The organism is Pseudomonas salicis, from assembly GCF_057128705.1.
This window is the reverse complement of sequence record NZ_JBSKHU010000003.1, coordinates 564623-589636: the sequence shown is the minus strand read 5'-3', so window position 1 is coordinate 589636 and position 25014 is coordinate 564623. Positions and strand designations below refer to the sequence as shown.

The 25014-nt window shown below is 63.3% G+C and carries 21 protein-coding genes; 12 read left to right on the top strand and 9 right to left on the bottom strand.

Annotation, left to right across the window (positions count from 1 at the left end; all coding sequences use genetic code 11):
- The first annotated feature begins 1 nt into the window (after nt 1).
- From ACWKWE_RS13365 to ACWKWE_RS13345, 5 genes are read left to right on the top strand one after another with little or no spacing between them, the layout of a single operon-like run.
- On the top strand, nt 2–1216 hold the full coding sequence (locus ACWKWE_RS13365) for a glycosyltransferase family 4 protein (protein WP_483850782.1): 1215 nt from the start codon (nt 2–4) through the stop codon (nt 1214–1216).
- Complete coding sequence (locus ACWKWE_RS13360; protein WP_166598230.1) at nt 1207–2304, top strand: glycosyltransferase family 4 protein; 1098 nt, start codon at nt 1207–1209, stop codon at nt 2302–2304. The genes ACWKWE_RS13365 and ACWKWE_RS13360 overlap by 10 nt, the downstream gene beginning before the upstream one ends.
- The gene (locus ACWKWE_RS13355; RefSeq protein WP_483850781.1) at nt 2304–3701 is read left to right on the top strand and encodes an O-antigen ligase family protein; all 1398 of its coding nucleotides are present in this window, start codon (nt 2304–2306) and stop codon (nt 3699–3701) included. The genes ACWKWE_RS13360 and ACWKWE_RS13355 overlap by 1 nt, the downstream gene beginning before the upstream one ends.
- Nucleotides 3698–4519 carry an acyltransferase gene (locus tag ACWKWE_RS13350; RefSeq protein WP_166598228.1) on the top strand — a complete coding sequence of 274 codons (822 nt, stop codon included), beginning with the start codon at nt 3698–3700 and terminating at the stop codon, nt 4517–4519. The genes ACWKWE_RS13355 and ACWKWE_RS13350 overlap by 4 nt, the downstream gene beginning before the upstream one ends.
- A gap of 9 nt (nt 4520–4528) precedes the next feature.
- Nucleotides 4529–5944: a lipid II flippase MurJ gene (locus ACWKWE_RS13345; protein ID WP_483850780.1), complete on the top strand. Its 1416-nt coding sequence runs from the start codon at nt 4529–4531 to the stop codon at nt 5942–5944.
- Between the two features lie 6 nt (nt 5945–5950).
- Here the strand turns inward: ACWKWE_RS13345 and ACWKWE_RS13340 are convergent, their stop codons facing one another.
- The 8 genes from ACWKWE_RS13340 to moaB form a co-directional block, all read right to left on the bottom strand.
- The gene (locus ACWKWE_RS13340; protein ID WP_483850779.1) at nt 5951–6883 is read right to left on the bottom strand and encodes a LysR family transcriptional regulator; all 933 of its coding nucleotides are present in this window, start codon (nt 6881–6883) and stop codon (nt 5951–5953) included.
- Between the two features lie 4 nt (nt 6884–6887).
- Entirely contained in the window at nt 6888–7265 is a 378-nt protein-coding gene (locus ACWKWE_RS13335) for a VOC family protein (protein WP_166598225.1), read from the bottom strand.
- Between the two features lie 19 nt (nt 7266–7284).
- Nucleotides 7285–8475, bottom strand: coding sequence for a CaiB/BaiF CoA transferase family protein (locus tag ACWKWE_RS13330; protein WP_483850778.1), 1191 nt, complete (start codon nt 8473–8475; stop codon nt 7285–7287).
- Between the two features lie 114 nt (nt 8476–8589).
- A complete protein-coding gene (locus ACWKWE_RS13325) occupies nt 8590–9636 on the bottom strand; it encodes an HlyD family secretion protein (protein ID WP_483850967.1) in 1047 nt (348 codons plus the stop codon).
- A 32-nt stretch (nt 9637–9668) separates the two neighbouring features.
- Nucleotides 9669–11195 (bottom strand): MFS transporter, encoded by a 1527-nt coding sequence (locus ACWKWE_RS13320; RefSeq protein ID WP_483850777.1) that lies wholly within the window; start codon nt 11193–11195, stop codon nt 9669–9671.
- Nucleotides 11196–11396: 201 nt separating this feature from the next.
- A complete protein-coding gene (locus tag ACWKWE_RS13315; protein ID WP_483850776.1) occupies nt 11397–12323 on the bottom strand; it encodes a glycosyltransferase family 2 protein in 927 nt (308 codons plus the stop codon).
- A gap of 90 nt (nt 12324–12413) precedes the next feature.
- Nucleotides 12414–13628, bottom strand: coding sequence for a molybdopterin molybdotransferase MoeA (locus ACWKWE_RS13310; RefSeq protein ID WP_483850775.1), 1215 nt, complete (start codon nt 13626–13628; stop codon nt 12414–12416).
- A gap of 6 nt (nt 13629–13634) precedes the next feature.
- On the bottom strand, nt 13635–14174 hold the full coding sequence (gene moaB, locus ACWKWE_RS13305) for a molybdenum cofactor biosynthesis protein B (RefSeq protein WP_166598220.1): 540 nt from the start codon (nt 14172–14174) through the stop codon (nt 13635–13637).
- Between the two features lie 78 nt (nt 14175–14252).
- Here moaB and mobA point away from each other — a divergent pair, with 78 nt between their 5' ends.
- From mobA to ACWKWE_RS13285, 4 genes are all read left to right on the top strand, one after another.
- The gene (gene mobA / locus ACWKWE_RS13300) at nt 14253–14846 is read left to right on the top strand and encodes a molybdenum cofactor guanylyltransferase MobA (protein WP_483850774.1); all 594 of its coding nucleotides are present in this window, start codon (nt 14253–14255) and stop codon (nt 14844–14846) included.
- A 102-nt stretch (nt 14847–14948) separates the two neighbouring features.
- Nucleotides 14949–15173 carry a YgdI/YgdR family lipoprotein gene (locus ACWKWE_RS13295; RefSeq protein ID WP_166598218.1) on the top strand — a complete coding sequence of 75 codons (225 nt, stop codon included), beginning with the start codon at nt 14949–14951 and terminating at the stop codon, nt 15171–15173.
- A gap of 282 nt (nt 15174–15455) precedes the next feature.
- Entirely contained in the window at nt 15456–19769 is a 4314-nt protein-coding gene (locus ACWKWE_RS13290) for an RHS repeat-associated core domain-containing protein (protein WP_483850773.1), read from the top strand.
- Nucleotides 19750–20166, top strand: a complete 417-nt coding sequence (locus ACWKWE_RS13285; RefSeq protein WP_483850772.1) for a hypothetical protein — start codon at nt 19750–19752, stop codon at nt 20164–20166. The genes ACWKWE_RS13290 and ACWKWE_RS13285 overlap by 20 nt, the downstream gene beginning before the upstream one ends.
- Nucleotides 20167–20425: 259 nt before the next feature.
- Here the strand turns inward: ACWKWE_RS13285 and ACWKWE_RS13280 are convergent, their stop codons facing one another.
- A complete protein-coding gene (locus tag ACWKWE_RS13280; protein WP_483850771.1) occupies nt 20426–21661 on the bottom strand; it encodes a LysR family transcriptional regulator in 1236 nt (411 codons plus the stop codon).
- A gap of 163 nt (nt 21662–21824) precedes the next feature.
- Here ACWKWE_RS13280 and ACWKWE_RS13275 point away from each other — a divergent pair, with 163 nt between their 5' ends.
- Genes ACWKWE_RS13275 through dctA form a run of 3 tightly spaced genes read left to right on the top strand, consistent with a single transcriptional unit; the run spans nt 21825 to nt 24932 of the window.
- Nucleotides 21825–22682 (top strand): amidohydrolase family protein, encoded by an 858-nt coding sequence (locus ACWKWE_RS13275; RefSeq protein WP_483850770.1) that lies wholly within the window; start codon nt 21825–21827, stop codon nt 22680–22682.
- Nucleotides 22682–23590, top strand: coding sequence for a substrate-binding domain-containing protein (locus ACWKWE_RS13270; protein ID WP_483850769.1), 909 nt, complete (start codon nt 22682–22684; stop codon nt 23588–23590). Before ACWKWE_RS13275 ends, ACWKWE_RS13270 begins: the two co-directional genes overlap by 1 nt.
- Before the next feature lie 40 nt (nt 23591–23630).
- Nucleotides 23631–24932: a C4-dicarboxylate transporter DctA gene (dctA, locus tag ACWKWE_RS13265; protein WP_483850768.1), complete on the top strand. Its 1302-nt coding sequence runs from the start codon at nt 23631–23633 to the stop codon at nt 24930–24932.
- The last annotated feature ends 82 nt before the right edge of the window (nt 24933–25014 follow it).

The window sequence follows — 25014 nt, the reverse complement described above, 5'->3', positions numbered from 1 at the left end:
CATGCGCATTCTCTGGACACTGCCCTACCTGCCCTGGCCCACCACCAGCGGCGGCAAGACACGGGAATATCACCTGCTGCGCAACCTGGCAGCGCGGGGGCATCGCATCACCCTGCTGGTGCAGTCGAAAACCGAGCTGGACGACGCCACTCGCGCCGCGCTGGAGCCGTGGCTTGAGCGTCTGATCGTGGTGCCCCGTCGGCCATTGCGCAGCGTGCGCACCCTGCTCGCCGTGGCCTTCGCCAAGCCGCCGATGCTGGCCAGCGCCAACGGCTTCTCCCCGCAGTTGGAGCATGAATTCGAGACCCTGCTGCAAGAGCCATGGGACGTGATCCAGATTCAGCACAGCTACGCGTTCCAGCCGTTCGAAGCGCCGCTCAGGCATTCCGGCAAGCCGTTCATTCTGGTGGAGCACAACATCGAATCCGGTCTGGGCGCTGCCAGCTATCTGGACTTTCCCGGTTGGGCCCGACCGTTCGTGCGCTTTGATCAGTGGCGCTACCGGCAGTGGGAAAAGCGCATCTTCCCGATGAGCAGCGAGCTGGTCGCGGTCACCGAAGACGACGCGAAAGGCTTGTCGCGCATGACCTCAAGGGCGACCCATCTGGTGGTCAACGGCGTCGACTGCGACTACTACGCCAAGGTCAGCCCGGACCGCTACAGCCGCCGCCTGCTGTTCATCGGCAATTACGAATACGGCCCCAACGTCGATGCCGTGCAATGGGCGCTGGACCACATCATGCCCAAGGTGTGGAACCTCGACCCGATGGTGCGCCTGACCATCGGCGGTTTCGCCCTGCCCCATGACTGGCAGCAGCGTTGGGCCGACCCGCGCATCGATTGGCTGGGCTACGTGCCGGACCTGCGCACGGTGCAGCGGGACGCGGCTATTTTCTTCGCTCCGTTGCGTGAGGGCGGTGGCTCGAAACTCAAAGTGCTGGAAGCCATGGCAGCGGGCCTTACCGTGGTCACCACCGAACAAGGCTGTTCAGGCCTGAACGTGGTCGATGGCACCCATTACCTGCGCTGCGACGACGCTGACGGCCTCGCGCGGTTGCTGGCCGAAGCCATCGAACAACCGGCCCGGCTGGCGAAGATCGGTGAAGCGGGTCGGGCGTATGTCCGTCAGCATCACGACTGGTCAGTGTCCGCCGCGCAACTGGAAGGCATCTATTCTCGGGTTCATCAGCAAGAGGACGCTCACGCATGCGCGTAGGACTGGATTACCGCCCTGCGACGGGCTTTCCCAACAGCGGCATCGGCCGGCAGAACATCGCCCTGGAAGAAGCGTTTCGCGCCCATCCCGACGTGCAATTGCAATTGTTCAGCGTCGGGCCGTACGACCACCCGATCCGGCGCATCGCCCACTGCCCGACCTGGGAAACGCCGCTCAACGGCATTCATCGCTTGCCCGAGCGTCTGCGGTTCGAAGCGCAATTTCTGCCGGGTGCCTTGAAAGAAGCGGAGATTGAAATCTACGTCGCCAACCTGAACATGGGCCTGCCCATCGGGCGTAAACCGGCGGGTATCCGTTACGTGTTGCAGCTGCATGACTTGTTCCAGCTGACCATGCAGAACAACCACGGCTCACGCCTCAAGGCCAAGGTTTATCGACTGACGGATCAGCTGTCCATCGGCCATTCACTCAAGGTGGCCGACCGGGTCTGGGTGCCCTCTCAGTACACCGCCGACGAAACCGTGCGGCTGTTCCCCGGCGCCCGCCACAAAATCCGGGTCATGCCCCATGTGGTCGAAGGCTTCAGCGTCGCGCCTGTCGAACTCGACACGCCATTGCCGGAACGCTACTGGCTGTGTGTGGGCACTCGCGAGCCGCGCAAGAACATCCCGTTCTTTTTCGAGGCCTGGCAGATCGCCCGCCGTCAGTTTCCGCGCACACCGGACCTGGTGCTGGTCGGCGGTGCCGACTGTCTCACCCAAGCGCAACGGGATACACCGGGCGTGCACCCTGTCAGCGGCATCAGCGACGCGCAATTGCACCACGTGTACCAGCGGGCCGAGCGTCTGTGGCAGCCGTCCTATGGCGAGGGTTTCGGCCTGCCGGTGGTCGAGGCCCTGAGCGTCGGCACCCCGGTCGCCGTGGCCACGGGGTCCTCGCTGGACGAGGTGACGCCTGACGACAGCCCGCGCTTTGCGCCGGACGACCTCGCCGGTCTGGTGCGACTGATGGGCGTGCTGTCCACCGCCGAACCCCACGACCCCGCCGCCCTGCGCGGGTGGGCCGGACGGTACGGCGTCGAAGCCTTCCGTCGTCGCTTCAATGACATGCTTGAGGAGCTGCGCTGATGCCACTGGCCGTGCCCGTTGGCGCCTTGCTCGCCCTGCTGTTCGGCGTGCTGATCCTGCTGCTGCCGCCGCTCAAGGTGCTGTTGGCGCTGGCCGGTGTCGCGGCGGCACTGGCCATCGTTCGTCGCCCATTGCGCGGCCTGTTGCTGTTTGGCGTGCTGGCCACGTTTCTGCCTTACGCCACGGTGCAGATCGGCATCCGCACCACGGTGTCGGAAGCCTTGCTGATGCTGATCTGGGCCAGCCTGCTCGCCCATCGCCTGTTCTCGCTCTACACCCCGCCGCTGCACCTGATGCGCACCGAGCGCTGGCTGATCGCCCTGATGATGTTCAGCGCGCTGCCGTTCGTGGTCGGTGAATTGAGCGTTCATGTCGAGGGCAACGGCCCGATCAACTGGGTGCGCTGGCTGTTCAACCTGTCGCCGTTGTTTCTGGTGCCACGCTTGCTCAACGACGAACAATCCCGGGAACGGATGACCATCGCGTTGCTGCTCGGCACGCTGTTGCTGTTGCTGCTGTCGATCCCGGTGTACCTGAAAAGCGGCAACTCGACGGCGATCATTTCCATCATCGGCGGTCTGGGCTACAGCAACCTGGACACACTCAATCAGGGCCTCAGCGGGTTGTCGACGCGCATGGGTACGCCCTGGACCCACCCCAACATCGCGGGGGGTGCGATGGCCATGCTCTTGCCGCTGGCGTTCTGCATCGGCGTCACCCGGGAAGGATCGGTGAAGGTGCTGGGCCTGGCCGTGGCGGTGCTGGCCCTGGCCGGTTTGCTGTTTACCGGTTCACGGGGCGCACTCGTCAGCCTGGTGGTGGTCATGTGCTGGATGGCCCGTCGGCGTGTGCCCTATGTCGGTCGCATGCTGATGACCGGCGTGCTGCTGGGCTGCCTGCTGCTGATGTTCTACCCGCCGTTGCAGGAACGGATCGCGGGCCTGTTCACCAGCGACGACGCCAGCACCGCCGTGCGTTTCGAGGAGTACTCACACTTCCCCGACGCCATGCGGGCCTTCCCGCTGGGCATCGGCTTCAAGGTCGACCCGCCGATTCCCGGCACCCGCCTCTGGGGCATTTCCAACCTGTGGCTGAATTACATCTACAAACTGGGCATCCCCGGCATGCTGCTGTTCGTGGCGGTGACGGTCAGTTGGTGGCGCGAAGCGAAACTGCCGCACAACCTGGTCAGTCTGAGTCGGGACACCGCGCTGTGGCTGGGCACCCGGGTGGGGGTGATGGCGGCGTTGTTCAGCGGCGTGTTCGACCACTATTTCAGCTTTACCACGGTGCTGATCGCGCTGTTCTGGCTGCTGCTCGGGGTCAACCTGCATGAAGCCAAACGCTTGCAACAGCGTGCGCAAGCCATCGAATCCGATCCGGGGGAACGACCATGAAGCACCGCATGATGCACTCGCACAATTTGCGTGAGGCCCTGCCGGAATACGCCCGCAAAATGGGGGTCAGCGCTGAAGAACTGGAAAGCACCTACGACTGGATGCTGGCAAACGAGGTGTGCTTCGAAACCCCGATGAGGGACAGGACCCTGTGTTTCATCAGCTACCTCGACATTCAGTCGCGCATCGAGCCGCCGCTGGCGCGGCGCTTCTATCGGTTGCTGTCCCATGAAACGGCGGGGGCGCTGATTCCCCTCTACGGCATCAACTGGCCGACCCTGCGCGACCGCATGCTGCGCACGTGGGAGCAGGCCTACAACATCCTCATCTGCAAGATTCCCAGCCACACCCTGCGCCTGTTCTGGCTGCGCATGGGCGGGGCGAAGATCGGCAAGGGCTCGACGGTGTGGCGCAACACGGAAATCCTCGGGGTCGATGGCCTGCGGATCGGCGACGACAGCACCGTCGGCTGGCATTGCCAGCTGGACGCACGGGGCGGGCTGTTCATCGGCAACCACGTCACCATCGCGTCCCATGTGCTGATCATTGCCGGTGGCCACGACCTCAAGGCCCCTGAATTCTGGGCGGTTGGCGGACCGGTGTACGTGCGGGATTACGCCTGGATCGCCAGTCGCGCGCTGCTGTCCTTCGGCGCTGACGTGGGTGAAGGTGCGGTGGTCGGCGGTGCCACGGTGGTGTCCAAACCCATTCCGCCCTACGCCATCGTCAGCGGCCCCAACGCCGAGATCAAAGGCGAACGCGCCCGTGGCCTCAACTACAAAGTGGGCGGCAAAGGCCTGTTCACTTTGTTCCACTGAGTCGGGCCGGTGTTCGGCTCGACGCTGTGGCTGACCCTTGCCACCCTCACCGGCCTGGCGGCAGGCTTCGCCCGCGAGTGGCTGTTGGTCGCGGCCTGGGGCGCGGGCGGGCGCAGCGATGCGTTCCTGGTGTCGTTGTTTCTCCCTGAAGCCCTGCGCATGGCATTGGCCGCCGGGTTACTGAGTGCCGCCGCGTTGCCGCTGTATCAGCAACGCGCTGCACAGGCGCAGCAGGACTGGCTGGGGGCGATGATCCCCCGCGTCTTGCTGTGCGGCCTCGGCGTCAGCGTGCTGTTGAGTCTGGGCGCGCCGTTCTGGGTACGCCTGATCGGGCCGGGGCTGGTGACTGACGGCTATGCACTCGCGGCCGGTTCACTGCAATGGCTCGCCTGGTCGGCGCCGGGGTTTCTGCTGCACGCCCTGCTCTGCGTGCCGCTGCAAGCCCGCTCGCGCTTCGTGCTGGCGGGCCTGGGTTCGCTGCTGTTCAACCTCCCTCCGGTGGTGTATCTGGCCGTGATGCGCCACGCCGCGACCCCGACAGGTCTGGCGTCCGCCTGCCTGCTCGGCAGTCTGTTGATGCCCGCAGCGCTGTTGCCGTCGCTCGTTCGCGAAGGCTGGCGGCCCTGGCATATCAGCCGTGCGCCGGGTGCCGGGCGCGAGCTGCTAAAGCGCATTGGCCCGTTGCTCAGCAGCAACCTCGCCAGCCAAGGCCTGGCCTTGCTGGAGCGAATGGTCGCCTCGTTGCTGGGAGAAGGCGCGGTGACGTGGGTCAACCTGGCGCGCAAGCTGATCAACCTGCCACTGATCGCATTGATGAGTCTGAACCAGGTGTTGCTGGGGTTGATGAGCGGCGCCGAGGGGCAACAGCGCATGGAGCTGCTGCGCAAAGGGCTGGGCAGCGCCACGCTGCTGACGGTTCCCGCCGTCGCTGGATTGATCGGCGCGGCGGGTGCGCTGGTCGCCTTGCTGCTGCCGAATCAGGCCGTCGACGGTCCGCTGCCGGGACTGCTGGCGTGGTTCGCCGTGCCACTGATGTTCGGCGCCTGGAACGCCCTGCTCGCCCGTTATGCCTATGCCGCTGGCGACACCCGTCTGCCACTGGCCTGCGAACTCATCGGCAGTCTGCTTAATGCCGTGTTGCTGGCGGTGCTGCCGTTTTTCTTCGGCCTGATTGGCATCGCCATGGCGGCGGTCTGCGGCGCGATCCTCACCGGCGTGCTGCTGATGCGGCGCCAAGGATTGCTCAGCGCGTTGCCCTGGCGCGAGCAATGGCTGTTAGGGGCCGGGGTGATGCTGCTGGCTGCCACCGTGCTGCACCCATTGAGCAATGTCTGGCTGCAATTGGGGCTAAGTTGCGCGTACGGGGCGGCGCTGCTGGTGGGGTTGGCGCTGTGGTTGAGGCCGTGGCGCAGCCTCAATCCTTGATCGGCATCACGCGGCCGGCCAGACCCCGGCGTTGCGCGCGTCCGCCGTGGTGCAGATTTGCTTTAAGGTCTGGCGTAACCAGCGGTGGGCCGGGTCCTTGTCGAAACGCGGGTGCCAAGCCTGAACCACGCTCACCGGTTCCAGCACCAGCGGAATCACGAAGGGGCGCATGCGCAGGCCCAATTCACGCAAGCCCCACAGCACGGGTTCCGGCAACGAGACGATCAAGTCGGACGCCGCGATGGAGAAGATCGCCGAGTGAAAATTCGGCGTGGTCAGGGTGACACGGCGAGACAGTTCGAGTGACGCCAACGCCGTATCGATAGGGCCATGGGGACGCCCACGCCGGGAGACGCTGACGTGATCGTAACGGGCGAAACGCTCCGGCGTGATGGGCGCCTCGAAGATGGGATGCGCTTCACGGGCCAGCGCGACGAACCGGGTGGTGAACAGTTGCTGCACCTTGATTTCCGGGCCGAAATTGCGCCGTGAGGTGACGTGCAGGTCGATCCGCCCTTCGCGCAAGGCATCGTCGTCGCCCTCGCCCTCGGGGCCGAACCTCAGCGAGCTGTCAGGCGCCTGTGTCCGCAAGACTTCCACCAGTTGGCCGCCGAATGCGCCAAAGAACACGTCGTTGGAGCGCAGATTGAAACGCCGCGCCAGGGTGCTCATGTCTACCTCATCACGGGCCTGGAACACCTCAGTCGCTTGCTCCACCAGACTGCGCACCTGCCCCTGCAACGCCAGCGCCCGAGGGGTCGGCACCAACCCCCGCCCCGCTCGCACCAGCACCGGATCGCCCAATGCTTCACGAATGCGCGTCAACGTCCGGCTCATCGCCGCCGGGCTCAAATGCATCCGCCTCGCCGCCGCCACGACACTGCCCTCTTCGAGCAAGGCATCGAGGGCGATCAGCAGATTCATGTCGGGCAAGGGCATGGGATCAAACCACCTCTGAGATCTCGATCAGGTTCAAATCCGGGTCGCGCACGTACACCGACCGGATCGGCCCCGTCGCCCCCGTGCGCATCACCGGCCCTTCGATGATCGGCCAGGGCGCGGCGTTGAGGCGGGCAATGACATCGTCCAGCGGGATCGACGCGATGAAGCACAGGTCCAGCGCGCCGGGGACCGGGACGTGGGCCTTGGGTTCGAACTCTTTGCCACGGATATGCAGGTTGATTTTTTGGTGGCCGAAGGTGAAGGCCATGCGTCCGGCGCCGAAGGTCTCCAGCGTCATGCCCAGCACGCGGGTGTAGAAATCCACCGTGGCGTCGGCATCCACGGCGGTCAGGACCAGATGGTCAAGGTGATCGATCATGTCGCGCTCCCAACACTGTTCAAATGAGGCCCCGCGCGCGCCACGCCGCGCGCTGTTCGGCGTCGATGCCCAACTCTGCGAGCACTTCATCGGTGTGTTGCCCGAGGGTCGGGGCCGGGCGACTCACACCGCCCGGTGTGGTACCCAGTTTCGGGACAATACCCGGCAGCATGACGGGCGTGCCGTCGTCGAGCTGGCTGTCGAGAAGCATGTCCCGCGCCTTGTAGTGAGGGTCGCTGGCGATGTCGGCGGCGTCATAGATCTTCCCGGCAGGAATCCGCGCCGCCGTGAGTTTGGCCAGCACGTCATCCAGATCAAGGCTCGCGGCCCAGGCGGAGATCGCCGCGTCGATCAGCTCGACCTGCTTCACCCGGCCATCGTTGTGCGCCAGCGCCGGGTCGGACGCCAGATCGGGCCGTTCGATCAACGCCATCAAGCGTTGATAAATACTGTCGCCATTGCCCGCGATCAGCGCGTAGCGACCATCGCGGCAGCGGTAGGCGTTGGACGGCGCGATGCCCGGCAGGCTGCTGCCCGCAGGCTGACGCACGGCGCCGAACACTGAATATTCGGGGATCAGGCTTTCCATCATGTTGAACACCGACTCGTACAGCGCGACGTCGATTTCCTGCCCCTCGCCGCCGTTCTGGTCGCGGTGCCGCAGGGCCAGCAACACGCCGATCACCCCGTGCAGCGCCGACAGCGAATCGCCTATCGAAACCCCGACGCGCACCGGCGTGCGTTCCGGTTCGCCTGACAAATGCCGCAGGCCACCCATGGCCTCCCCCACCACGCCGAAGCCGGGACGATCCCGATAAGGGCCGGTCTGGCCATAACCGGAAACCCGCAGCATCACCAGTTTCGGGTTCAGCGCGTGCAACTCTTTCCAGCCCAAGCCCCAGCCTTCCAGCGTGCCGGGGCGAAAGTTTTCGACCAGCACATCGGCTTCGGCGAGCAATTTGCGCACCACGTCCTGGCCTTCGGGCTCACGCAAATCGAGGGTCACCGAACGCTTGTTGCGCGACGACACCGCCCACCACACCGACGTGCCTTCGTGCAGCAGGCGCCATTTGCGCAGGGGGTCGCCGGTGCCTGGCGGCTCGACCTTGATCACATCGGCGCCGAATTCGCCGAGGATCTTCGCCGCGAACGGCCCGGCGATCAGCTGCCCGAGTTCGATGACCCGAATCCCTTGCAGTGGCTTTTGCATGACGTGCCCTTTCTTGTCTGAAAAAAGTCGCGTCATTGTCGGCTATCCGGCGCGGAAATCCAGCAGCGATTCGTCCTTCTTTCATTCACGCCAGGCGCCCGTCAACGTCCTCGTTCATCGCACGCTGACGCTGTCCTCGCCGTTCGACCGGGTGTCGATGCTCGCGTCCACCGACATGCCCACCCGCAACCGGCTCAACAAGGGTTGCTGACCGTCGAGCACGATTTTCACCGGCAAGCGTTGCACGACCTTGGTGAAGTTGCCCGTGGCATTGTCGGGCTTGATCGCCGCAAAGGTCACCCCCGTGGCCGGTGCAATGCTCTGCACCCGGCCCTTGAGAGTTTCCCCGGAGAACGTATCGACGCGCACCTGCACTGCCTGCCCCGGCGTCACGTGGGTGAGCTGGGTTTCCTGAAAGTGGCCGATCACATACACCTCATGGAGCGGCACCACCGACAGCAGGTGTGTGCCGGGCGTCACGTAGTTGCCGATGCGCACGCCCCGCTCGCCGACCATGCCGTCCATGGGCGCGACGATTCGCGTGTACGACAGCTGCAACTGCGCCTGATCGTGGGCCGCTTGCGCACGTCTCACCCCGGCTTCGGCGGCGTGTTGCCGGGCGATCAGAATGTCCACCTGCTTGCGGTCCGCCGCCAGCGACGCGGCGGCGCTGTTCTGCCGCGCCCGCGCGGTGTCGATCCGGCTGCGGGCCTGTTGCGCATTTTGCAAGGTGCCCGCGCCCATGCCTGCCAGACGCTCGTAACGCACCTGTTCCTGATCCGCGAAGGTCACCTCCGCCTTGCTTGCCGACAACGCCGCTTCGGTCTGGGCGATCACCGAGGTCTGACGCAGCAACACCGCGCTCGCCTGTTCGTATTGCGCCTTGGCGGTCAGCACTTCGGCTTCGGAGGCGATCAGGGCCGTCTGGAAATCCCGGTCGTCGATCACCGCCAGCAACTGCCCGGCCTTGACCTCCTGGTTGTCCTCCACCAGCACCTGGCTGATGAAACCCGCGACTTTCGGCGCCACGTTGGAGTAATCGGCGGCGATGTAAGCGTCATTGGTGCGCTGCCGCCCATCGTCGCTGGTGAAACCGTAGAGGCCAACGGCAGCCAGTGCGATCACCCCACCGCAGAGGGCCAGGGTTTGCTTTGAGGTCATGTTCATGAGAGGCGTCTCTAAAGGTGAAGAAATCAGCTGGGGGCCTGGGGTGGGTAAACACGGCTGGGCATCAGGGGAATAAGCAGGATCAACCCGGCGGCCACCCAGCCCATGCAGTAGTAGAGGTCGATGCTGGCGAGGGTCACGACCTGCTCGTGAATCCGATGGGCGAGCGACGCCACCGTGTCCTGAGCCGCCAGCTCCGGGCTGTTGCCGAGCCGGTCCACCAGCACGTTGGAATGGAAGTGCTGACGGGACGTGGTCAGCGCATCCAGCACCCCGGTTGCGATCACCGACGCAAGGCCGCGCACGGTGTTGAACCACGCCGACGCGAACGGACCATCGGCCGGCGCGATCCCGCCCGTGGCCTGCATCAGCAGCGGCAATACGGCCATGGGCTGGCCGATCACCTGCAGCAGTTGCAGCCCGTAGAAATGCTCGCGAATCCACTCCGGGCTCATCTGCGTCGCCGCAAAGCAATGCAACGACAGCAGGCCCAGCCCCACCGTCAGCACCCAGCGGCAATCCACGGCGCGCACGTTGCACAGTGCCGCCAACAGCGGCAAGACCAGGAGTTGCGGAAGGGCCACCAACAACATCATCGGCGCGGTCTGCAAAGGGCGGTAGCCGTGGACTTGCGCCAAGTACGCGGACGGAATGGAGCCGGTCGCCGTCAGCACCACCAGCACTCCTCCAAGCGTGAGCAACGCGTGGGACAGGTTCAGGTTGGAGAGCATCTGCAGCTTGAAGAACGGCACCGGAGTGAACCACTCATTGACCATAAACAGCACCAGCATCGCCGTCCCGCCCAAGAGCAACACCGTGATCAGCTCCGATTCGAACCAGTCCAGGCGGTTGCCCTGCAACAGCCCCGTGACCAGCATGCCGATCGCCGGAGCGCCCAACAGCACGCCCCGCCCGTTGAAAGCCTTGAAACGCTCCAGTCGCAGCGGGTCCTGAGGGATACCGTGGGCAATGGCAATAATCGCCACCAGACACGGGGTGATCACCTGCCAGAACGTCCACTGCCAGTTGAAATACTCAGTCCACAGCGCGGCCAGCGGCGTGCCAAGACTTGGCGCGAACGTGGCCGTCAACGCATAGCCCGCCAACCCATAAAGTTTGATGCCTGGCGGCAGAAACCGCAGGGCCACGGTCATCAGCATCGGCGGCAGGCACCCCGCTGCCAGCCCTTGCAGGGCGCGCAGGATCAGGAAGCTTGGGTAATTCGGCGCCAGCGGGCACAGCAGCGCCAGGACGATAAACACGCCGATGGCGCCCAAGGTGAACCGACGCAGCGAGAGCGTGACCGCGAACCAAGGCGCGAACGCGGTGGCCGTGAGCGAGGTGGCGGCATACAGCGACGTGACCCAGGTCCCTTCGTCGTAGCCGATAAACATTGCGCCGCGAATGTCATTCAGGGCAATGCGGGTCACACCTTCATTGACCCCCGCCACCAGCACCGCGAGCAACACACCCAGCAGACCCAGCACCGTTTGCAGGCCGAACGTGGCCGGGAGCGCAGCCTTGATCGCAGGCAACGGCGCGGCGGCGGTCATGGCGCCGCCCGCCGTCGAGCAGTAGGCAGGGAGGCTTGGGCAAGGTGAGACATGGGCGTATCACTCCGGAAACGGGCGTCGTTTCCGGCAGTGTAAAAAGCCTCAAGATGAAGAAAAATTTACATTTAGGCAGTGTATGAGTGCGTCAGACGCACGAATGGCGGCGCCACTGCTGATGCAGGGCGCAATCCGTCAGGCCAATCAAGCGTGTTCGCTGTCCCAAAAACGCTTGTACATTCCCAGCCGCCGCTTCAAAGGCCGCGACAACCGCGCCTCCTCCTTGCCCAGCTTGAACGCCAGCAGCTTAAGCCCGTTGCGCAAGAACGACGCCGGCCAGAGATACCAGCGTCGAGCGCCAAGGAAATCCAGCTCGGATTTCACGTAGCGAAACCCCTCTTTGCGGGCGCCGCCGAACCGGGCGTGAATCCACGATTCCCGGGCCTGAAACACGCCGATGTCGAAGTAACGCCGAAACTCTTCACGCAAGCTGTAGTTGTGGGAATGCCGACAGACTGCCGAGCCCTGGTAGGCGACTTTCCAGTGGGACAGCAACATGCGGGCCGCGACGTACATGTCTTCGGAGAGGATCACGTGTCGAGGAAACCCGCCCACGGCACGCAGCGCGTCACGCCGGTACGCCGCGAAGGAATTGGACATGAACGGCACCTTGATGCCCATTTCAGGCACGTCGGCGAGGGTCTTGATGCGTGACACCGGCGGGTAGTTGAACCAGCGGGCGTGTTGCGCCAGCACGGTGGCGTCGAGGTGCGGCAACTGGCGGCCACACACGGCGCCGACCAAGGGGTCTTCGAACGGCTGAATAATGTTTTCCACCGCGCGAGGGTCTTCGAGGTAGGCATCCTGAGTCAGGTAGACAAAGACGTCATAACGTGGGTGGGTCTCGGCCATCATCTGCCGTGTCCCGCCGTGGTTGAAGTCCTTGCTGGCGATCTGGACGACGTTCTCGCAGCGGGCGCGGGCCAGCTCCCATGTGCCATCGGTGGAGCTGGAATCGACGATCAGGGTGTCGAAAACGGCGGTCTGGGCAGAGAGCGAATCGAGCAGCCGCTCAAGCTCCCTGCGGCCGTTGTACGTCGGGATCACACACGCAACGCGCAAAGCCTGCATAACAATACTCCGGGGCAAAGACTGAATACCCATTTGTCATGACGCACTTTCAGCGTAGCTCAGCTTCTCGCGATTGGATCCCGCCGCCGGTCAGCCCATCACCTCGCTCAAGGGGATGAAATTCAGCAGATCACCTTCCGCCACCGTGGTGCCTTCCATGACCTCGATCAGCCCGTCGGCCCACGCTGCGCTGCGCAACACGCCGGAGCTTTGGTTGCGGTAGGCGATCAGGCGGCCCTGTTCCAGACGCCCGCGCAAGTATTCGCGACGGTTGCCGGGCTTGGTCCAGACGAAACCGGCGGGCACCTTGAACTGCAGCGGTTTGACCTCGGTCACGCCCAGGCGTCGCAGCAGATAAGGCCGCGCCAGCAAGGCGAACGTCACCAGGGTGGATGCCGGATTGCCGGGCAAACCGATCACCGGCACGCCGCGAAAATGGCCAAAGGTCAGGGGCTTGCCCGGTTTGATCGCCAGCTTCCACAGCGAGATTTCGCCCTCTTCACGCAGCGCGTGACCGAGAAAATCCGCTTCGCCCACAGAAACACCGCCCGTGGAGAGGATCAGGTCAACGTCACCCAAGGCCCCCAGCGCGGCGCGGGTTTTCTCCAGATCGTCCGCCAGTATCCCGGCATCGACGACCTCGCAGCCCAAGCGCCTGAGCCAACTGCACAGCAACACGCGGTTGCTGTTGTAGATCTGTCCCGGACCCAGCGGCTGGCCCGGTTCGATCAATTCATCGCCGGTTGAAAGCACCGCGACCCGCGGCCGCCGAATGACCTGCAACTCGCCCAGCCCCAGGGTCGCGGCCAGACCCAATTCGATGGGGGTCATGACAGTGCCTGCGTCCAGCACCTTGTCGCCTACGGTGGTTTCCTGGCCTTTGGGGCGGATGTTCAGGTCGATGCTCAGCGGTTCAAGGAAACGCACGCGCTCGTCGGGCTGGACCACGGCGTTTTCCTGCATTTCCACGCAGTCCGCACCTGCCGGCACCGGAGCACCGGTAAAAATCCGCGCGCAGGTGCCGCGTTGCAAGGGCAGCGGCGCCTGCCCGGCGAAAATCCGCTGGCTGACCGGCAATGGCTCGCCGGTCCAGTCGGCGACGCGCAAGGCGTAGCCGTCCATTGCGCTGTTGGGCCACGGCGGCAAGTCCAGGGTGGAAATCAGGTCATCGGCGAGGATGCGACCTTGGGCGTCGGCCAGCGTCACGGTTTCGCGCTCGGTGATCGGCGCCTCCGCGGCGAGGGCCATCAAGCGCTCCATGGCCTCCTCCACCGGGATCAGGCCACGGGGTTCAGAGTTGCTCATCGGTCATCACCCACGGGTTGCGCACGGCTCGGCTTTCTTCAGGTGCGGCACGAAATTGCAGGGGCGGAAGCTGTTGTTCAACTGATCGGCCAGAATCCCGTCCCAACCGGTGCGCACGGCATTGGTCGAACCCGGCAGGCAGCAGACCAGCGTGCCGTTGGCCAAGCCTGCCAGGGCGCGGGATTGAATGGTGGAGCTGCCGATGTCCGGCACCGAAATCTGCCGGAACAGCTCGCCGAAACCGTCGACCTGCTTGTCCAGCAGGCACGCCACGGCTTCAGGGGTGCTGTCGCGGCCGGTGAAGCCCGTGCCGCCGGTGATCAGCACCACTTGCACTTCATCGTCGGCAATCCAGGTGGCGACCTGGGCGCGAATCTTGTAGAGGTCGTCCTTGAGCAGCACGCGCTCGATCAAGCCATGACCGGCAGCGGTCAGGCGATCGACGAACATCTGCCCGGAGGTATCGTTTTCAAAGGTACGGGTGTCGCTCACGGTCAAAACGGCAATGTTCAGCGGCACGAAGGGGGTGTCAGCCTTGGATTTCATCGGCGTGGTCCGGTTGTAGGGAAAACAGTCCGGTGTTATATCACAGCACCCCTTTTTTCTCCGCTGGACGAGAGCACAATGACGCCTTCCGACACCCTGCCCCCTTGCTCGATCCTGCTGCTGGCCGGCGGTCAGGGCCAGCGCATGGGCGGCCGCGACAAGGGCCTGATCGAATGGCGCGGCGAGCCACTGATTCAACACTTGCATCGCCTGACCCGCCCGTTGACCGACGACCTGATCATTTCCTGCAACCGCAATCAGGACCGGTACGCGCCACTCGCCGACCGACTGGTTCAAGACGACGAAAGCGGGTTTCCCGGCCCTTACGCGGGAATTCGCGCAGGCATCGCCGTGGCGCGGCACGCCTATCTGCTGGTGATGCCCTGCGATCAGCCGCTGCTGGACCTCGCCCTGCTCAACGCGCTGCGCCGAAAAGCCGTCGAACACCCCGGCCAACCGGTGATGGTGCGGGAGGGCGATCAGTGGGAACCGCTGCTGTGCTGCATTCCGACCCTCCACGCCCCCGTCTTCGAGCAACATTGGCAACAGGGCCAGCGCAGCCCGCGCCGGACCATGGCCGAGCTGGGCGGCGTGGCGTTGCAATGTGACGAGGGCGACCCTCGCCTGGCGAATCTCAACACTCCGGATTTGCTGTCCGCCGTTGAGCGCTGATTCGATCAGACTGCAGGTGCCGGACAAGTTTCATGGAACTTTGCTCACAGCCCCCGCGTCAGAAACTTCACTACATAAAGAATGACCCTCGGAGACACAGTAATGAAACAACGGACTATTCCCGCAGCCTTCCTGCTCGCACTGGGCCTCGCCACCCTCGCCGGTTGCTCTTCGCCGACTGTGATCACTCTGAACGATGGCCGCGAAATCCAGGCCACTGACCAGCCGAAGTACGACGAAGAATCCGGTTTCTATGAATTCAAACAGCTGGACGGTAAAGAAACCCGCATCAACAAAGATCAGGTGCGTACCGTCAAAGAGCTGTGACGCCTGATGAGCGACACCTGATTCATCTGGTTTGAACGAGAGGCCCTGCGTCGAGAGATGCGGGGCTTTTTTGTGGCCGTTGGTTTGATTGCTATCAAGGCGCGGGTCTGATCGGTTATGGGGCGCCACGTCGTACACCTTACCCTCTCAAGCAGGACACAAACACCCGCCTCTGTAGTCCCTTTCTGAAAACTTCGCAGTCCTCCTTTTTTGTGTTTCAGCGCCCAGACAGCCGCGTTTTAACCCCCTAGATTCCCCGTTTTTCTCAGCGCGGATCAGGGAATGTCTGACGCCTTATGGGCTGCCCGTCAGGGCGATGCCCTCGCTCACACCTCAATGATGGCCGACGTGTTCGGCGGTGCCCTCGAAGTGGTGGCCACCGTGGCGGTCGGCGTCTTGGCGACCACAGCCATCGTCGCGGCGACGGGGCTGACCGTTGCCACGGGCGGGCTGGGCGCTTGTGTGTTGGGCGTGGTCGTTGGGGTGGCGGTGACCGTCGGCATGCAACTCACCGGGGCCGATAGGCAGCTCAGTGATTTCTGCCAGGGGCTGGCCAACGACCTGTTCCCGCCCACTGTTTGCGCGCACATCATCAGCGGTTCCCCCAACGTCTTCATCAACGGATTACCCGCTGCTCGCGCCGCTGGCGCGATATCAGAAGCGCCTTCCTCGCTGCCGGAAGATGCATCCTCCGAAGGCACCTTCCTCGACATGGCCGCCGGCTTTTTCTCCGAACTGTGGCGCCCCACCGTCGCCACGCCAGACCCCGGCGCCTCGCCACGGCCCAACGACCTGATCGCCTGCAACAAGCACCCCGGCACGCCCGGTCAATACCTCGCCGAAGGCTCAAGCACGGTATTCATCAACGGCCAGCCCGCCGTGCGCAGCGGGGATCGCAGCACCTGTGACGCGACGGTGGTGTCCTCCGGATTGATCTCACCCAACGTTCGCATCGGCGGCGGCACGGCGGTGGTGCGCACCATTCGCAGCGGCAAGACGCCGGGCGTGGGGCTGGCGGTGTCGGCGCTGATGATGTTGCGCGGTCGGCCTGTGAAATTCGTCAGCAACTTGCCGTGTCTGCTGATCGGCGGCGCTACGGGATATGTCGTCGGAGCGGTCGCGAGTGCTTTGGGTCGGGCGGTGTCCGGGTCGCCAAATCCGGTGCATGCGGCCACTGGCGCCAAGGTGTTGGGTGGGTCTGAAGAGCTGGATTTCGTCTTGCCGGGCGTGTTGCCGATCGAGTGGCAGCGGTTCTACAGCAGTCGCGATGAGCGGCGCGACGGGCTGTTGGGCGCGGGCTGGAGCGTGGGGTTCGAGGTCCGGATTGAGGTCGAGGCGCTCGCGGACGGTGGCGAGCGGCTGGTCTACATCGATGAGCAGGCCCGGCGCATTGACATGGGAGCGATTGCGCCGGGTGACGCGGTGTTCAGTCCCGGCGAAGGGCTGGCGGTCAAGCGGCATGCCGATGGCCGTGTGTTGATCGAGAGCGAGGACGGGATTTATCGGCTGTTCGAGCCGAATCTGGCTCATTCATCGCTGTTACGCCTGAGCCAGCTTGGCGACCGTAACGACAACCGGATTCATCTGGTGTACGACGCTGAGGGGCGACTGGCTCATCTGCATGACGGCCTTGATGTCGTGCGCGTGAGGTTGGTGTATTCGGCGCAATGGCCGGATCGTGTGGCGCGGATCGAGCGGGTGCTCGATGACGACGCGTCCAAGGCGCTGGTCAGCTACGCCTATGACGATTACGGCGACCTGCGTGAGGTGCGGGATGCGTTGGACAAGGTGCAGCGGCGCTTCACGTATGACGTCAATCGGCGGATGGTCGAGCACCAACGGCCCACCGGGCTGCGTTGTTTTTATGACTGGGCGCTGATCGACGGGCGCGAGTGGCGCGTGGTTCATCACTGGACCGACGCGGGGGATGAATACCACTTCGCTTACAACCTGAGCGCCGGTGTCTCTGTCATTACGGACGGCCTTAATCGCCGCAGCGTCCGACGCTGGAACCCTCAGCACCAGATCACCGACTGCACCGACGCCCTTGGCCAGACGTGGCAGTTTTTCTGGAACGACGAGCGTCAGTTGCTGGGTGCCATTGATCCTCAGCAGGGCCGGTGGACCTTTGCTTATGACGACGCAGGCAATCTGAGTTCGACTGAAGACCCCCTTGGACGCATCGACTGCACGCTGTGGCTGGAACATTGGTCGTTGCCGAAGGTGCAAACCGATGCAGCGGGCCATCACTGGCACTACCGCTACGACGCGCGGGGCAACCGCACCCACGAAGTTGATCCTCTGGGGCATGTCACGCGTTATCGCTTCGACGAACGGGGCCGGGTCGTCGAGATCATCGATGCCAGCGGCAAAAGCAAAACTCTGCGTTGGAACGCATTCGGCCAACTGACCGATTACATCGATTGCTCGGGTTACAAGACTGAATTCCGCTACGACCGGCGCGGCTTTCTCGACCAGAGCACTGATGCGCTCGGTGAGCGAACGGAATATGGGTATGACGGGCAAGGCCGGTTGCTACGACGCGACCTCCCCGTTGGGCGCCGCGAACATTTCCTGCGCGACGACAGCGGTGCACTGATCGGCTACGTCAACGCCGCCGGAGACATCTCGCGTTACGGCTACGACCGGTGCGGGCGGCTGGAGCGGCATCAAGACCCTCACGAGCGCACGGTGAAGTATCGCCACGACGCTTATGGCCGGCTGGACACGCTGACCAACGAGAACGGCGAACGCTACCGCTTTGCCTGGGACGCCGGGGATCGACTCTCGACTCAACAGGGTCTGGACGGCAGCCAGCGGCACTATCGATACGACTCGCTGGGTGATGTGGTGGGCGTCACGCACGTGTCGGGGCATGAGTCGATCACTCATGCCTTCGAGCACGATGCGGTTGGACGCTTGATCGCCAAAGTGACCGACGACGGTCGCACGGCCTACGCCTATGACCCGCTCGACAACCTGATCGACGCGACCTTCACCGGTCTGGACGGCACGCAGCACAGCGTAAGTTTCACCTACGACGCGCTGGGTCAGTTGCTCAGCGAAACCACCGACGCCGGCACCGTTCAGCATCGCTACGACGAACTCGGCCACCTGATCCAGACCCAAACTCCCGACGGGCGCTGGATCAATCGCCTGCTGTACGGCAGTGGCCATCTGCACCAACTCAACCTCGACGGCCAGGGCATCTGCGACGTCGAACGGGACCGGTTGCACCGCGAAGTGCTGCGCACCCAGGGCCAGGTCCACACCCGCAGCGCCTACGACCGCAGCGGTCGACTTCAATCACGCGCTCGCCGACACGACAGTCGCCCCCGGCCCTTGCCAGCGGACAGCACCAAAACCTACGAATACGACCTCACTGACAACCTGATTGGCCGGGTCGAGCAGCAACGCCATGGCGACCACCAGACCTGGCTCGGTTACGACAGCAGCAGCCGGATCCTCTGCGCCCAGGACAGCATCAGCCGAAGGGTGGAGCGATTTGCCTATGATCCCGCCGCCAACCTCGTGGTCGGTGAGTCCGGCAACGCGCGGGTGGCCCATAACCAACTGCTGACCTGGCAGGACAAACGCTATCGCTACGACCGCTACGGTCGCCTGATCGAAAAACGCAGCACCCGCCGCGGCCTCCAGCGTTTCAGCTACGACGCCGAAAGCCGCCTGATCGAAGTCAGAAACCCCGACCGCCACGTCGTGCGCATGACCTACGACCCGCTGGGCCGACGCACCCGCAAAACCCTGCACCACCCCGACGGCCACCTCCTCAACGACACCCGATTCACTTGGGACGGCCTGCGCCTGCTGCAAGAAGAGCAGAACGGCCTTTCCACCCTCTACCTCTATGTCGACGACAGCCACGAGCCGCTGGCCCGCGTCGATGGCCGAGGTGAACACCAGAAAATCCGCCACTACCACAACGACCTCAACGGCCTGCCCGAACAGCTCACCGAACCCGACGGCCACGTCGTCTGGCAGGCGCGTTACCAGGTCTGGGGCAGCACCACCGAAGAAACCCGCGAACCCTACTTCCTCGAACACCAGAACCTGCGCTTCCAGGGCCAATACCTTGATCGCGAGACCGGACTGCACTACAACACCTTCAGGTTCTACGACCCGGATATAGGGCGCTTCGCCACCCCCGATCCGATCGGGTTGGCGGGCGGGCTGAATTTATATCAGTACGCGCCGAACCCTGTGGGGTGGGTGGATCCTTGGGGGTGGAGTTGTACTCCCAACAAGAAGAGTTCGTATCAAGGGACGAGTCGGAGGGATGCGTTTAGGCAGGCACGTATGGATGCGGGTGTTCCGCTGAGCCAATCGCCGTATTCAGTGGTTCGCAACAAGCTGTTGGATGGATACGGAGGATATGTTTATAGAAATGGGAAAATTGCTCACACCAGAGACTATTATTTTTTGGATATCAAAGGTGCCCGATTGATTATTCAGGACCACAGCTATGGACATTTGAAAGCTGTACCATTTCGAGGAGCGGAGCCGCACTTTAACGTCAGGCCAATCATAAATCCTACAACTGGAAGCGTTAAAGGAACTCATGGACACTACAATTATTGACACCTCTGTTTTTTTAGAGTGCACAGGAAATAATCACTTTATTGAGGGGCTATATCCCAACGGATTTGGAGAAGTGCTCATAGGGCAATTCGGACTGGATTTGGGTCGATTCAGCATCAATGTCCATATTTTTGTTGAACCCGCTAAGAAAGTCCCTAAATGGGGTGTATGGGGTAAAGATTATAATGTCCTGGTTCTCGAGTTTTTAGGAGACAGGCTATCAGACATTAAAATTGACAACTGGAGCGAATTCAAGAAAGCGCAGCTTCAGTGTTATAAGAATGGAAATAAATTTGGCCTATGTCAAAAAGGAGTCGACTGGAGTTTTGAAATATTGTTTGGCATGTTGACCTTTCAAAGAAGCAGTACGTACATAGATGGCGATATAGATGACTGATATAGCATGATCAAAGATTCCAAACGCCACACAGCACACTGGGCATCGGCTGCCTTTGCCAGAAAAAGTTTGGCCTTCGTCGCTCAAAGTCCACGCACCGCTAAGGCCATGTGAGGTGTAAAGCTCTGCCCATGCATAGAGCAGAGCCGTACTTCAACGCTAGACCGTTTGACAAACCATAAGGCAACTACGTAGATCGGGGATACATGGATGACGGTCAACATGATCCCCAAAGAGCGTATATCTTTCTTCGGCACGCTCACCAACCAACCCCACCCTCCCCATCCCCCATCTCCCCCGCCACACTCCCTAGCAATTCAATAAACGACGTCTGCAACAACGTAGGCCGCCAATCGGTGCGGCGGGTCAGTGCGATGGTGCGCCAGAAGCCTTGTCCGGGGGAGCCGATTTCCACCAGTTGTCCCACCTGACTTTCCAGCCGGAACTGGTCTCGGGACATGAGGGTGAGCCAGTCGCCTTCCATCATGAGGCCGCGCTTGATGGTCAGCGATCCGCATTGCACGCGGAGCACCGGTGGGGTCTGGCCGCGCACCTGAAACATGCGTTCCCAGCTCACGCGCATGGGGGTGCCGGGCGCGGGCATGACCCAGTGGTGGTTCAGCAGGTCGGCGGTGTCCAGCGCGGTTTTTCCGTGCAGGGGATGCCCGGCGCGGCCGACGATGACCAGTTCGTCGTCGAACAATGCCTGTTGGACGACGTCCTGTTCGGGCACGGATTCGCGCTGGGAGCCGATCAACAGATCCACGTCGCCCTGACGCAAATGCGTCAGCAGTTCGGCGTACGGGCCTTCGAGGATGTCGACGGACGCCGCCGGCCAGCGGGTGCAGAACTCGGCGAGCACTTTGGGCAGAAACCACGCCCGCGCTACAGGCAGTACGCCGATGTGCAAAGTGCCGCCCAGCCCTTCGTCCCGGGTGGAGAGTTCGTCGATCCCGGCACGCAGTTCTGCCAGCATCAGTCGGACAAAATGCACCAGCCGTTCGGCGGGCACGGTGGCGCGTATCGCTCGTCCGGAGCGTTCCAGCAACGGGATGTCGATGATGTCCTGCAATTCGCGCATCGCCCGGTGCAACGATGGCTGCGACAGGCCCAGTTCGCTTGCCGCACGGGTGTAGCTGCCCACGCCCACCACCGACACCAGCGCCCGAAGCTGGCTCATGGTCACCCGCTGCTCAAGCCGTGGCAGTGTCGGCATGCCGTGGCTGCGGCGAATGTGCGCGACACCCCGGGCCAGAAAGGCCAGCGCTCGCTCGGTGCGGGGCACGAACTGGCTGCCTGCGGCGGTGATGGTCACGCCCCCCGATCGGCGCTCGAACAAGCGGGCATCCAGCAGACGCTCGATGCGGGAGATCGCCTGCGCCAATGCCGGCTGCGACAGGTTCACGGTTCTCGCCGCCAGGCTGATGTTGCAGGCCTGCGCGACTTCCAGCAGCGCGCCAAGGTGACGAAGATTGAATGACCAGACCTGATCCATTTTTCTGTTCTTTAGCCAAAACCAATGGCCGGAGCGTAATTCGAATTTCCCCTGTCGTATACATCCATGGATAGTTGCTCGGGAGCGGATACGTTAGCGAACGACAAAAAATTCAATTCAATAGCTAATCCGAATACCCGTCATTTCAAGAGTCGAGGCACTTGTGAAGCTGCTTGATACCCACACCCACGTCATTTCCCCGGACAGCGCCCGTTACCCCACCGATCCCATCGGCGGCCACCAATCGGAATGGTCCCGTGCCCGTCCGGTCGATGCCGAGGGCCTGCTGCGCGCCATGGACGCTGCCGACATCGAACAGGCCGTGGTGGTCCAGGCCTCGACGGTCTACGGCCACGACAACCGCTACGTTACTGAAACCGTGCGTGCCCATCGCGATCGTCTGGTGGGCGTGTACTCGCTGGATGCGCTGGCCCCCGATGCCGTCGACAAGATCGCTTACTGGCAAGATCAGGGCCTGTCGGGTTTTCGCCTGTTCACCACCGGCAGCACTATGCCGGGTCAGGGCGACTGGCTGGGGCACGCCGATTCCTATCCGGCGTGGGCGTATGCCGAAGCCCACGGCATTCCGGTCTGCCTGCAAATGACCATGGAAGGCATACCCGCCCTGCGCAGCCTGCTCGAACGTTTCCCGAAGGCCATCGTGTTGCTCGATCACTGCGCCCGGCCGGTGCTGAACGAAGGCGCGCCCTACGCAGCGTCCAAGGCGCTGCTCGACCTGGCGACCTTCCCCGGCGTGCACCTGAAACTCACCAACCGCACGCTTGCGGCGTCGGCGGAAGGCCAATCCACCCCCGTCGACTTCCTGCGCACAATCATTGCCGCCTTCGGCGCGGATCACATCGCCTGGGGTTCGAACTTCCCCGCCGCTGCTGGCACGCTGGCAGAACTGGCCGACACCGCCCGCTCCGTTCTGGGCGAGCTGTCATCCGACGAGCAACAGGCCATCGCCAGCGGAACCGCGCGACGCCTGTACCCGTTTCAGTCATCGGGAGCTCGCTGATGAAGCCCGTTGCGAGTCTGCGCACCGTCCTCGGTCGCTACCGCCACACCGAGGCACTGCATGCCAAGACGCTGACTAACCCTGCGGTGAATCTGGATTTCCAGGATTTTCCGGTGGTGCACAAAGCGTTCGCGCCGATGGTTCGCGATCAGGCGTATGACCTTTGCGAACTGGCCGTGGTGACGGCGCTGCAAGCCATTGCTTACGGCCGTCCGGTGGTCCTGCTGCCCGCGGTGGTCGCCTCGCGCTTTCAGCGTGGTTGCCTGATCGGTTACGGCCCCAACGGCGTGCCCGACGAAGCCGACCTGATCGGCCAGCGCATCGGCGTACGCGCCTACACCCAGACCACCGGCATGTGGGTGCGCGCCCATCTGGCCGAGGATCACGGGCTGGACATCGCCCGCGTGCACTGGATCACCCACGACCCGGCCCACGTCGAGCAGTACCATAACCCGGCCTTCGTCGAGCAGATTCCCGGCACCAAAGGCTCGCTGCAAATGCTCAAGGACGGGGACGTCCAGGCCGCGATCCTCGGCAATGACTTACCCTCGGGCGAGGAATTCGTGTCCTTGATCAAAGACGCCGCGAACCGCGACCTGGCCTGGTGGCGCACCCATCGTTTCATGCCGATCAACCACCTGGTGGTGGCCAGTGCGCGAGCTTGCGAAGATCAGCCCGACGCGATCAGGCGCGCCTATGAACTGCTGCGCGAGGCCGATCGCCAGATCCACGGTGTATTGCGCGACACTGAGCAACCCTGCCCGACGATATTTGGCTTCGACAGCCTGGCAGGGCCGCTGGAATTCACGATCGAAGCCTGTGTGAAACAGGGGCTGTTGCCCCGTCGCCTGACCTTACAAGAAGTGTTCGCCCCAGCGCGCAAGCTGTTGGGCAGCGACACCGAATAAGCGGCTCCCGGCCGCTTCACCCCTTATCGTGGAGTCCGTCATGACTCGTATCATTTCACCCGCTGCTGGCGCTGCCGCCCGGCGCAAGACCCGGTTCTACGAGGACCTGACCTTTCAAGTGCTGACCGGCATGGTCTTGGGCGTCGCCGTCGGCGCCCTCGCCCCCGACATTGGCCAGAGCCTCAAACCCTTGGGCGATGTGTTCATCCGCCTGATCCAGATGGTGGTCGGCCTGATCATCTTCTGCACCGTCACCCACGGCATCGCCAGTGTCAGGGACCTCGGCAAAGTGGGCAGGATTGCGATCAAAGCCATCGTTTATTTCGAGGTGATCACGACCCTGGCGCTGGTAATCGGCCTGGTCACCATCAACGTGCTCAAGCCCGGCGTGGGCATGAATATCGACCCGGAGCTGTTGCGCACCGCTGGCGAAGCCGTGCACCCCGCTGCGAACATGAGCCTCGGAGAGTTCATGCTCAACCTCGTGCCGAAGACCGCCACCGGCGCGTTTGCCGAAGGTGAAATCCTGCAAATCCTCGTGTTCTCGGTGCTGTTCGCCTGTGGCCTGGCGTCGTTGGGCGATAAAGCCCAGCCGGTGCTGAACGTCGTGGAAACGGTGTCGCAGGCGCTGTTCTGGGTCATTCGCCTGGCGATGAAGCTGGCGCCCATCGCCGCCTTTGGTGCCATCGCCTTCACCGTCGCGAAATTCGGGCTGAAGTCCCTTATCCCCTTGGCGGCGCTGGTGGGCGAGTTCTACCTGACCTGCGCGATCTTCTTCCTCATCGTGCTGGCACCGGTGGCTTGGTACGCCGGGTTCAGCCTGCTGAAACTCATGCGCTACATCCGCGAAGAGCTGATTCTGGTGATCGGCACCAACTCCTCGGAAAGTGTCTTCCCGCAACTGATCGCCAAGCTCAAGCGGCTGGGCGTGGAGGAATCCGTGGTCGGCCTGGTATTGCCCACCGGCTACAGCTTCAACCACGACGGCACCTGCCTGTACTTCGCGGCAGTCTCGGTGTTTCTCGCCCAGGCCACCGGCACGGCATTGGGATGGGAGCAACAACTGTCGCTGCTGTTCGTGTTGCTGGTCACCTCTAAAGGCGGCGCGGGCGTGGCGGGGTCGGCCATTGCGGTGCTGGCCATGACCCTGGCCGCCACCCACGCGATTCCCGTGGCCAGCATCGCGCTGATTCTGGGCGTGCATCGCATCCTCGCCTCGGCGTTTGTCTTCACCAACATCGCCGGTAATTGCGTGGCGACGCTGGTGGTCGGCAAATGGGAAAACGCCATCGACCGACCGCGTCTGCACAGCGAGCTGGATGCGGGCTACCGAGCCGCCTGACACCCGTCCCACCACAACAAAAACAATAACCACCACCGGATTGCGGGGGCGCAAGAGAGACGCGCACCCGACATTCGGCGAG

Excerpts from the sequence above, each read along its gene's own strand:
- ACWKWE_RS13365 (WP_483850782.1), top strand. The coding sequence starts at position 2 with ATGCGCATTCTCTGGACACTGCCCTACCTGCCCTGGCCCACCACCAGC.
- ACWKWE_RS13360 (WP_166598230.1), top strand. The coding sequence starts at position 1,207 with ATGCGCGTAGGACTGGATTACCGCCCTGCGACGGGCTTTCCCAACAGC.
- ACWKWE_RS13355 (WP_483850781.1), top strand. The coding sequence starts at position 2,304 with ATGCCACTGGCCGTGCCCGTTGGCGCCTTGCTCGCCCTGCTGTTCGGC.
- ACWKWE_RS13350 (WP_166598228.1), top strand. The coding sequence starts at position 3,698 with ATGAAGCACCGCATGATGCACTCGCACAATTTGCGTGAGGCCCTGCCG.
- ACWKWE_RS13340 (WP_483850779.1), bottom strand. The coding sequence starts at position 6,883 with ATGCCCTTGCCCGACATGAATCTGCTGATCGCCCTCGATGCCTTGCTC.
- ACWKWE_RS13335 (WP_166598225.1), bottom strand. The coding sequence starts at position 7,265 with ATGATCGATCACCTTGACCATCTGGTCCTGACCGCCGTGGATGCCGAC.
- ACWKWE_RS13330 (WP_483850778.1), bottom strand. The coding sequence starts at position 8,475 with ATGCAAAAGCCACTGCAAGGGATTCGGGTCATCGAACTCGGGCAGCTG.
- ACWKWE_RS13325 (WP_483850967.1), bottom strand. The coding sequence starts at position 9,636 with ATGACCTCAAAGCAAACCCTGGCCCTCTGCGGTGGGGTGATCGCACTG.
- ACWKWE_RS13320 (WP_483850777.1), bottom strand. The coding sequence starts at position 11,195 with ATGACCGCCGCCGCGCCGTTGCCTGCGATCAAGGCTGCGCTCCCGGCC.
- ACWKWE_RS13315 (WP_483850776.1), bottom strand. The coding sequence starts at position 12,323 with ATGCAGGCTTTGCGCGTTGCGTGTGTGATCCCGACGTACAACGGCCGC.
- ACWKWE_RS13310 (WP_483850775.1), bottom strand. The coding sequence starts at position 13,628 with ATGAGCAACTCTGAACCCCGTGGCCTGATCCCGGTGGAGGAGGCCATG.
- moaB (WP_166598220.1), bottom strand. The coding sequence starts at position 14,174 with ATGAAATCCAAGGCTGACACCCCCTTCGTGCCGCTGAACATTGCCGTT.
- mobA (WP_483850774.1), top strand. The coding sequence starts at position 14,253 with ATGACGCCTTCCGACACCCTGCCCCCTTGCTCGATCCTGCTGCTGGCC.
- ACWKWE_RS13295 (WP_166598218.1), top strand. The coding sequence starts at position 14,949 with ATGAAACAACGGACTATTCCCGCAGCCTTCCTGCTCGCACTGGGCCTC.
- ACWKWE_RS13290 (WP_483850773.1), top strand. The coding sequence starts at position 15,456 with ATGTCTGACGCCTTATGGGCTGCCCGTCAGGGCGATGCCCTCGCTCAC.
- ACWKWE_RS13285 (WP_483850772.1), top strand. The coding sequence starts at position 19,750 with ATGGACACTACAATTATTGACACCTCTGTTTTTTTAGAGTGCACAGGA.
- ACWKWE_RS13280 (WP_483850771.1), bottom strand. The coding sequence starts at position 21,661 with ATGGATCAGGTCTGGTCATTCAATCTTCGTCACCTTGGCGCGCTGCTG.
- ACWKWE_RS13270 (WP_483850769.1), top strand. The coding sequence starts at position 22,682 with ATGAAGCCCGTTGCGAGTCTGCGCACCGTCCTCGGTCGCTACCGCCAC.
- dctA (WP_483850768.1), top strand. The coding sequence starts at position 23,631 with ATGACTCGTATCATTTCACCCGCTGCTGGCGCTGCCGCCCGGCGCAAG.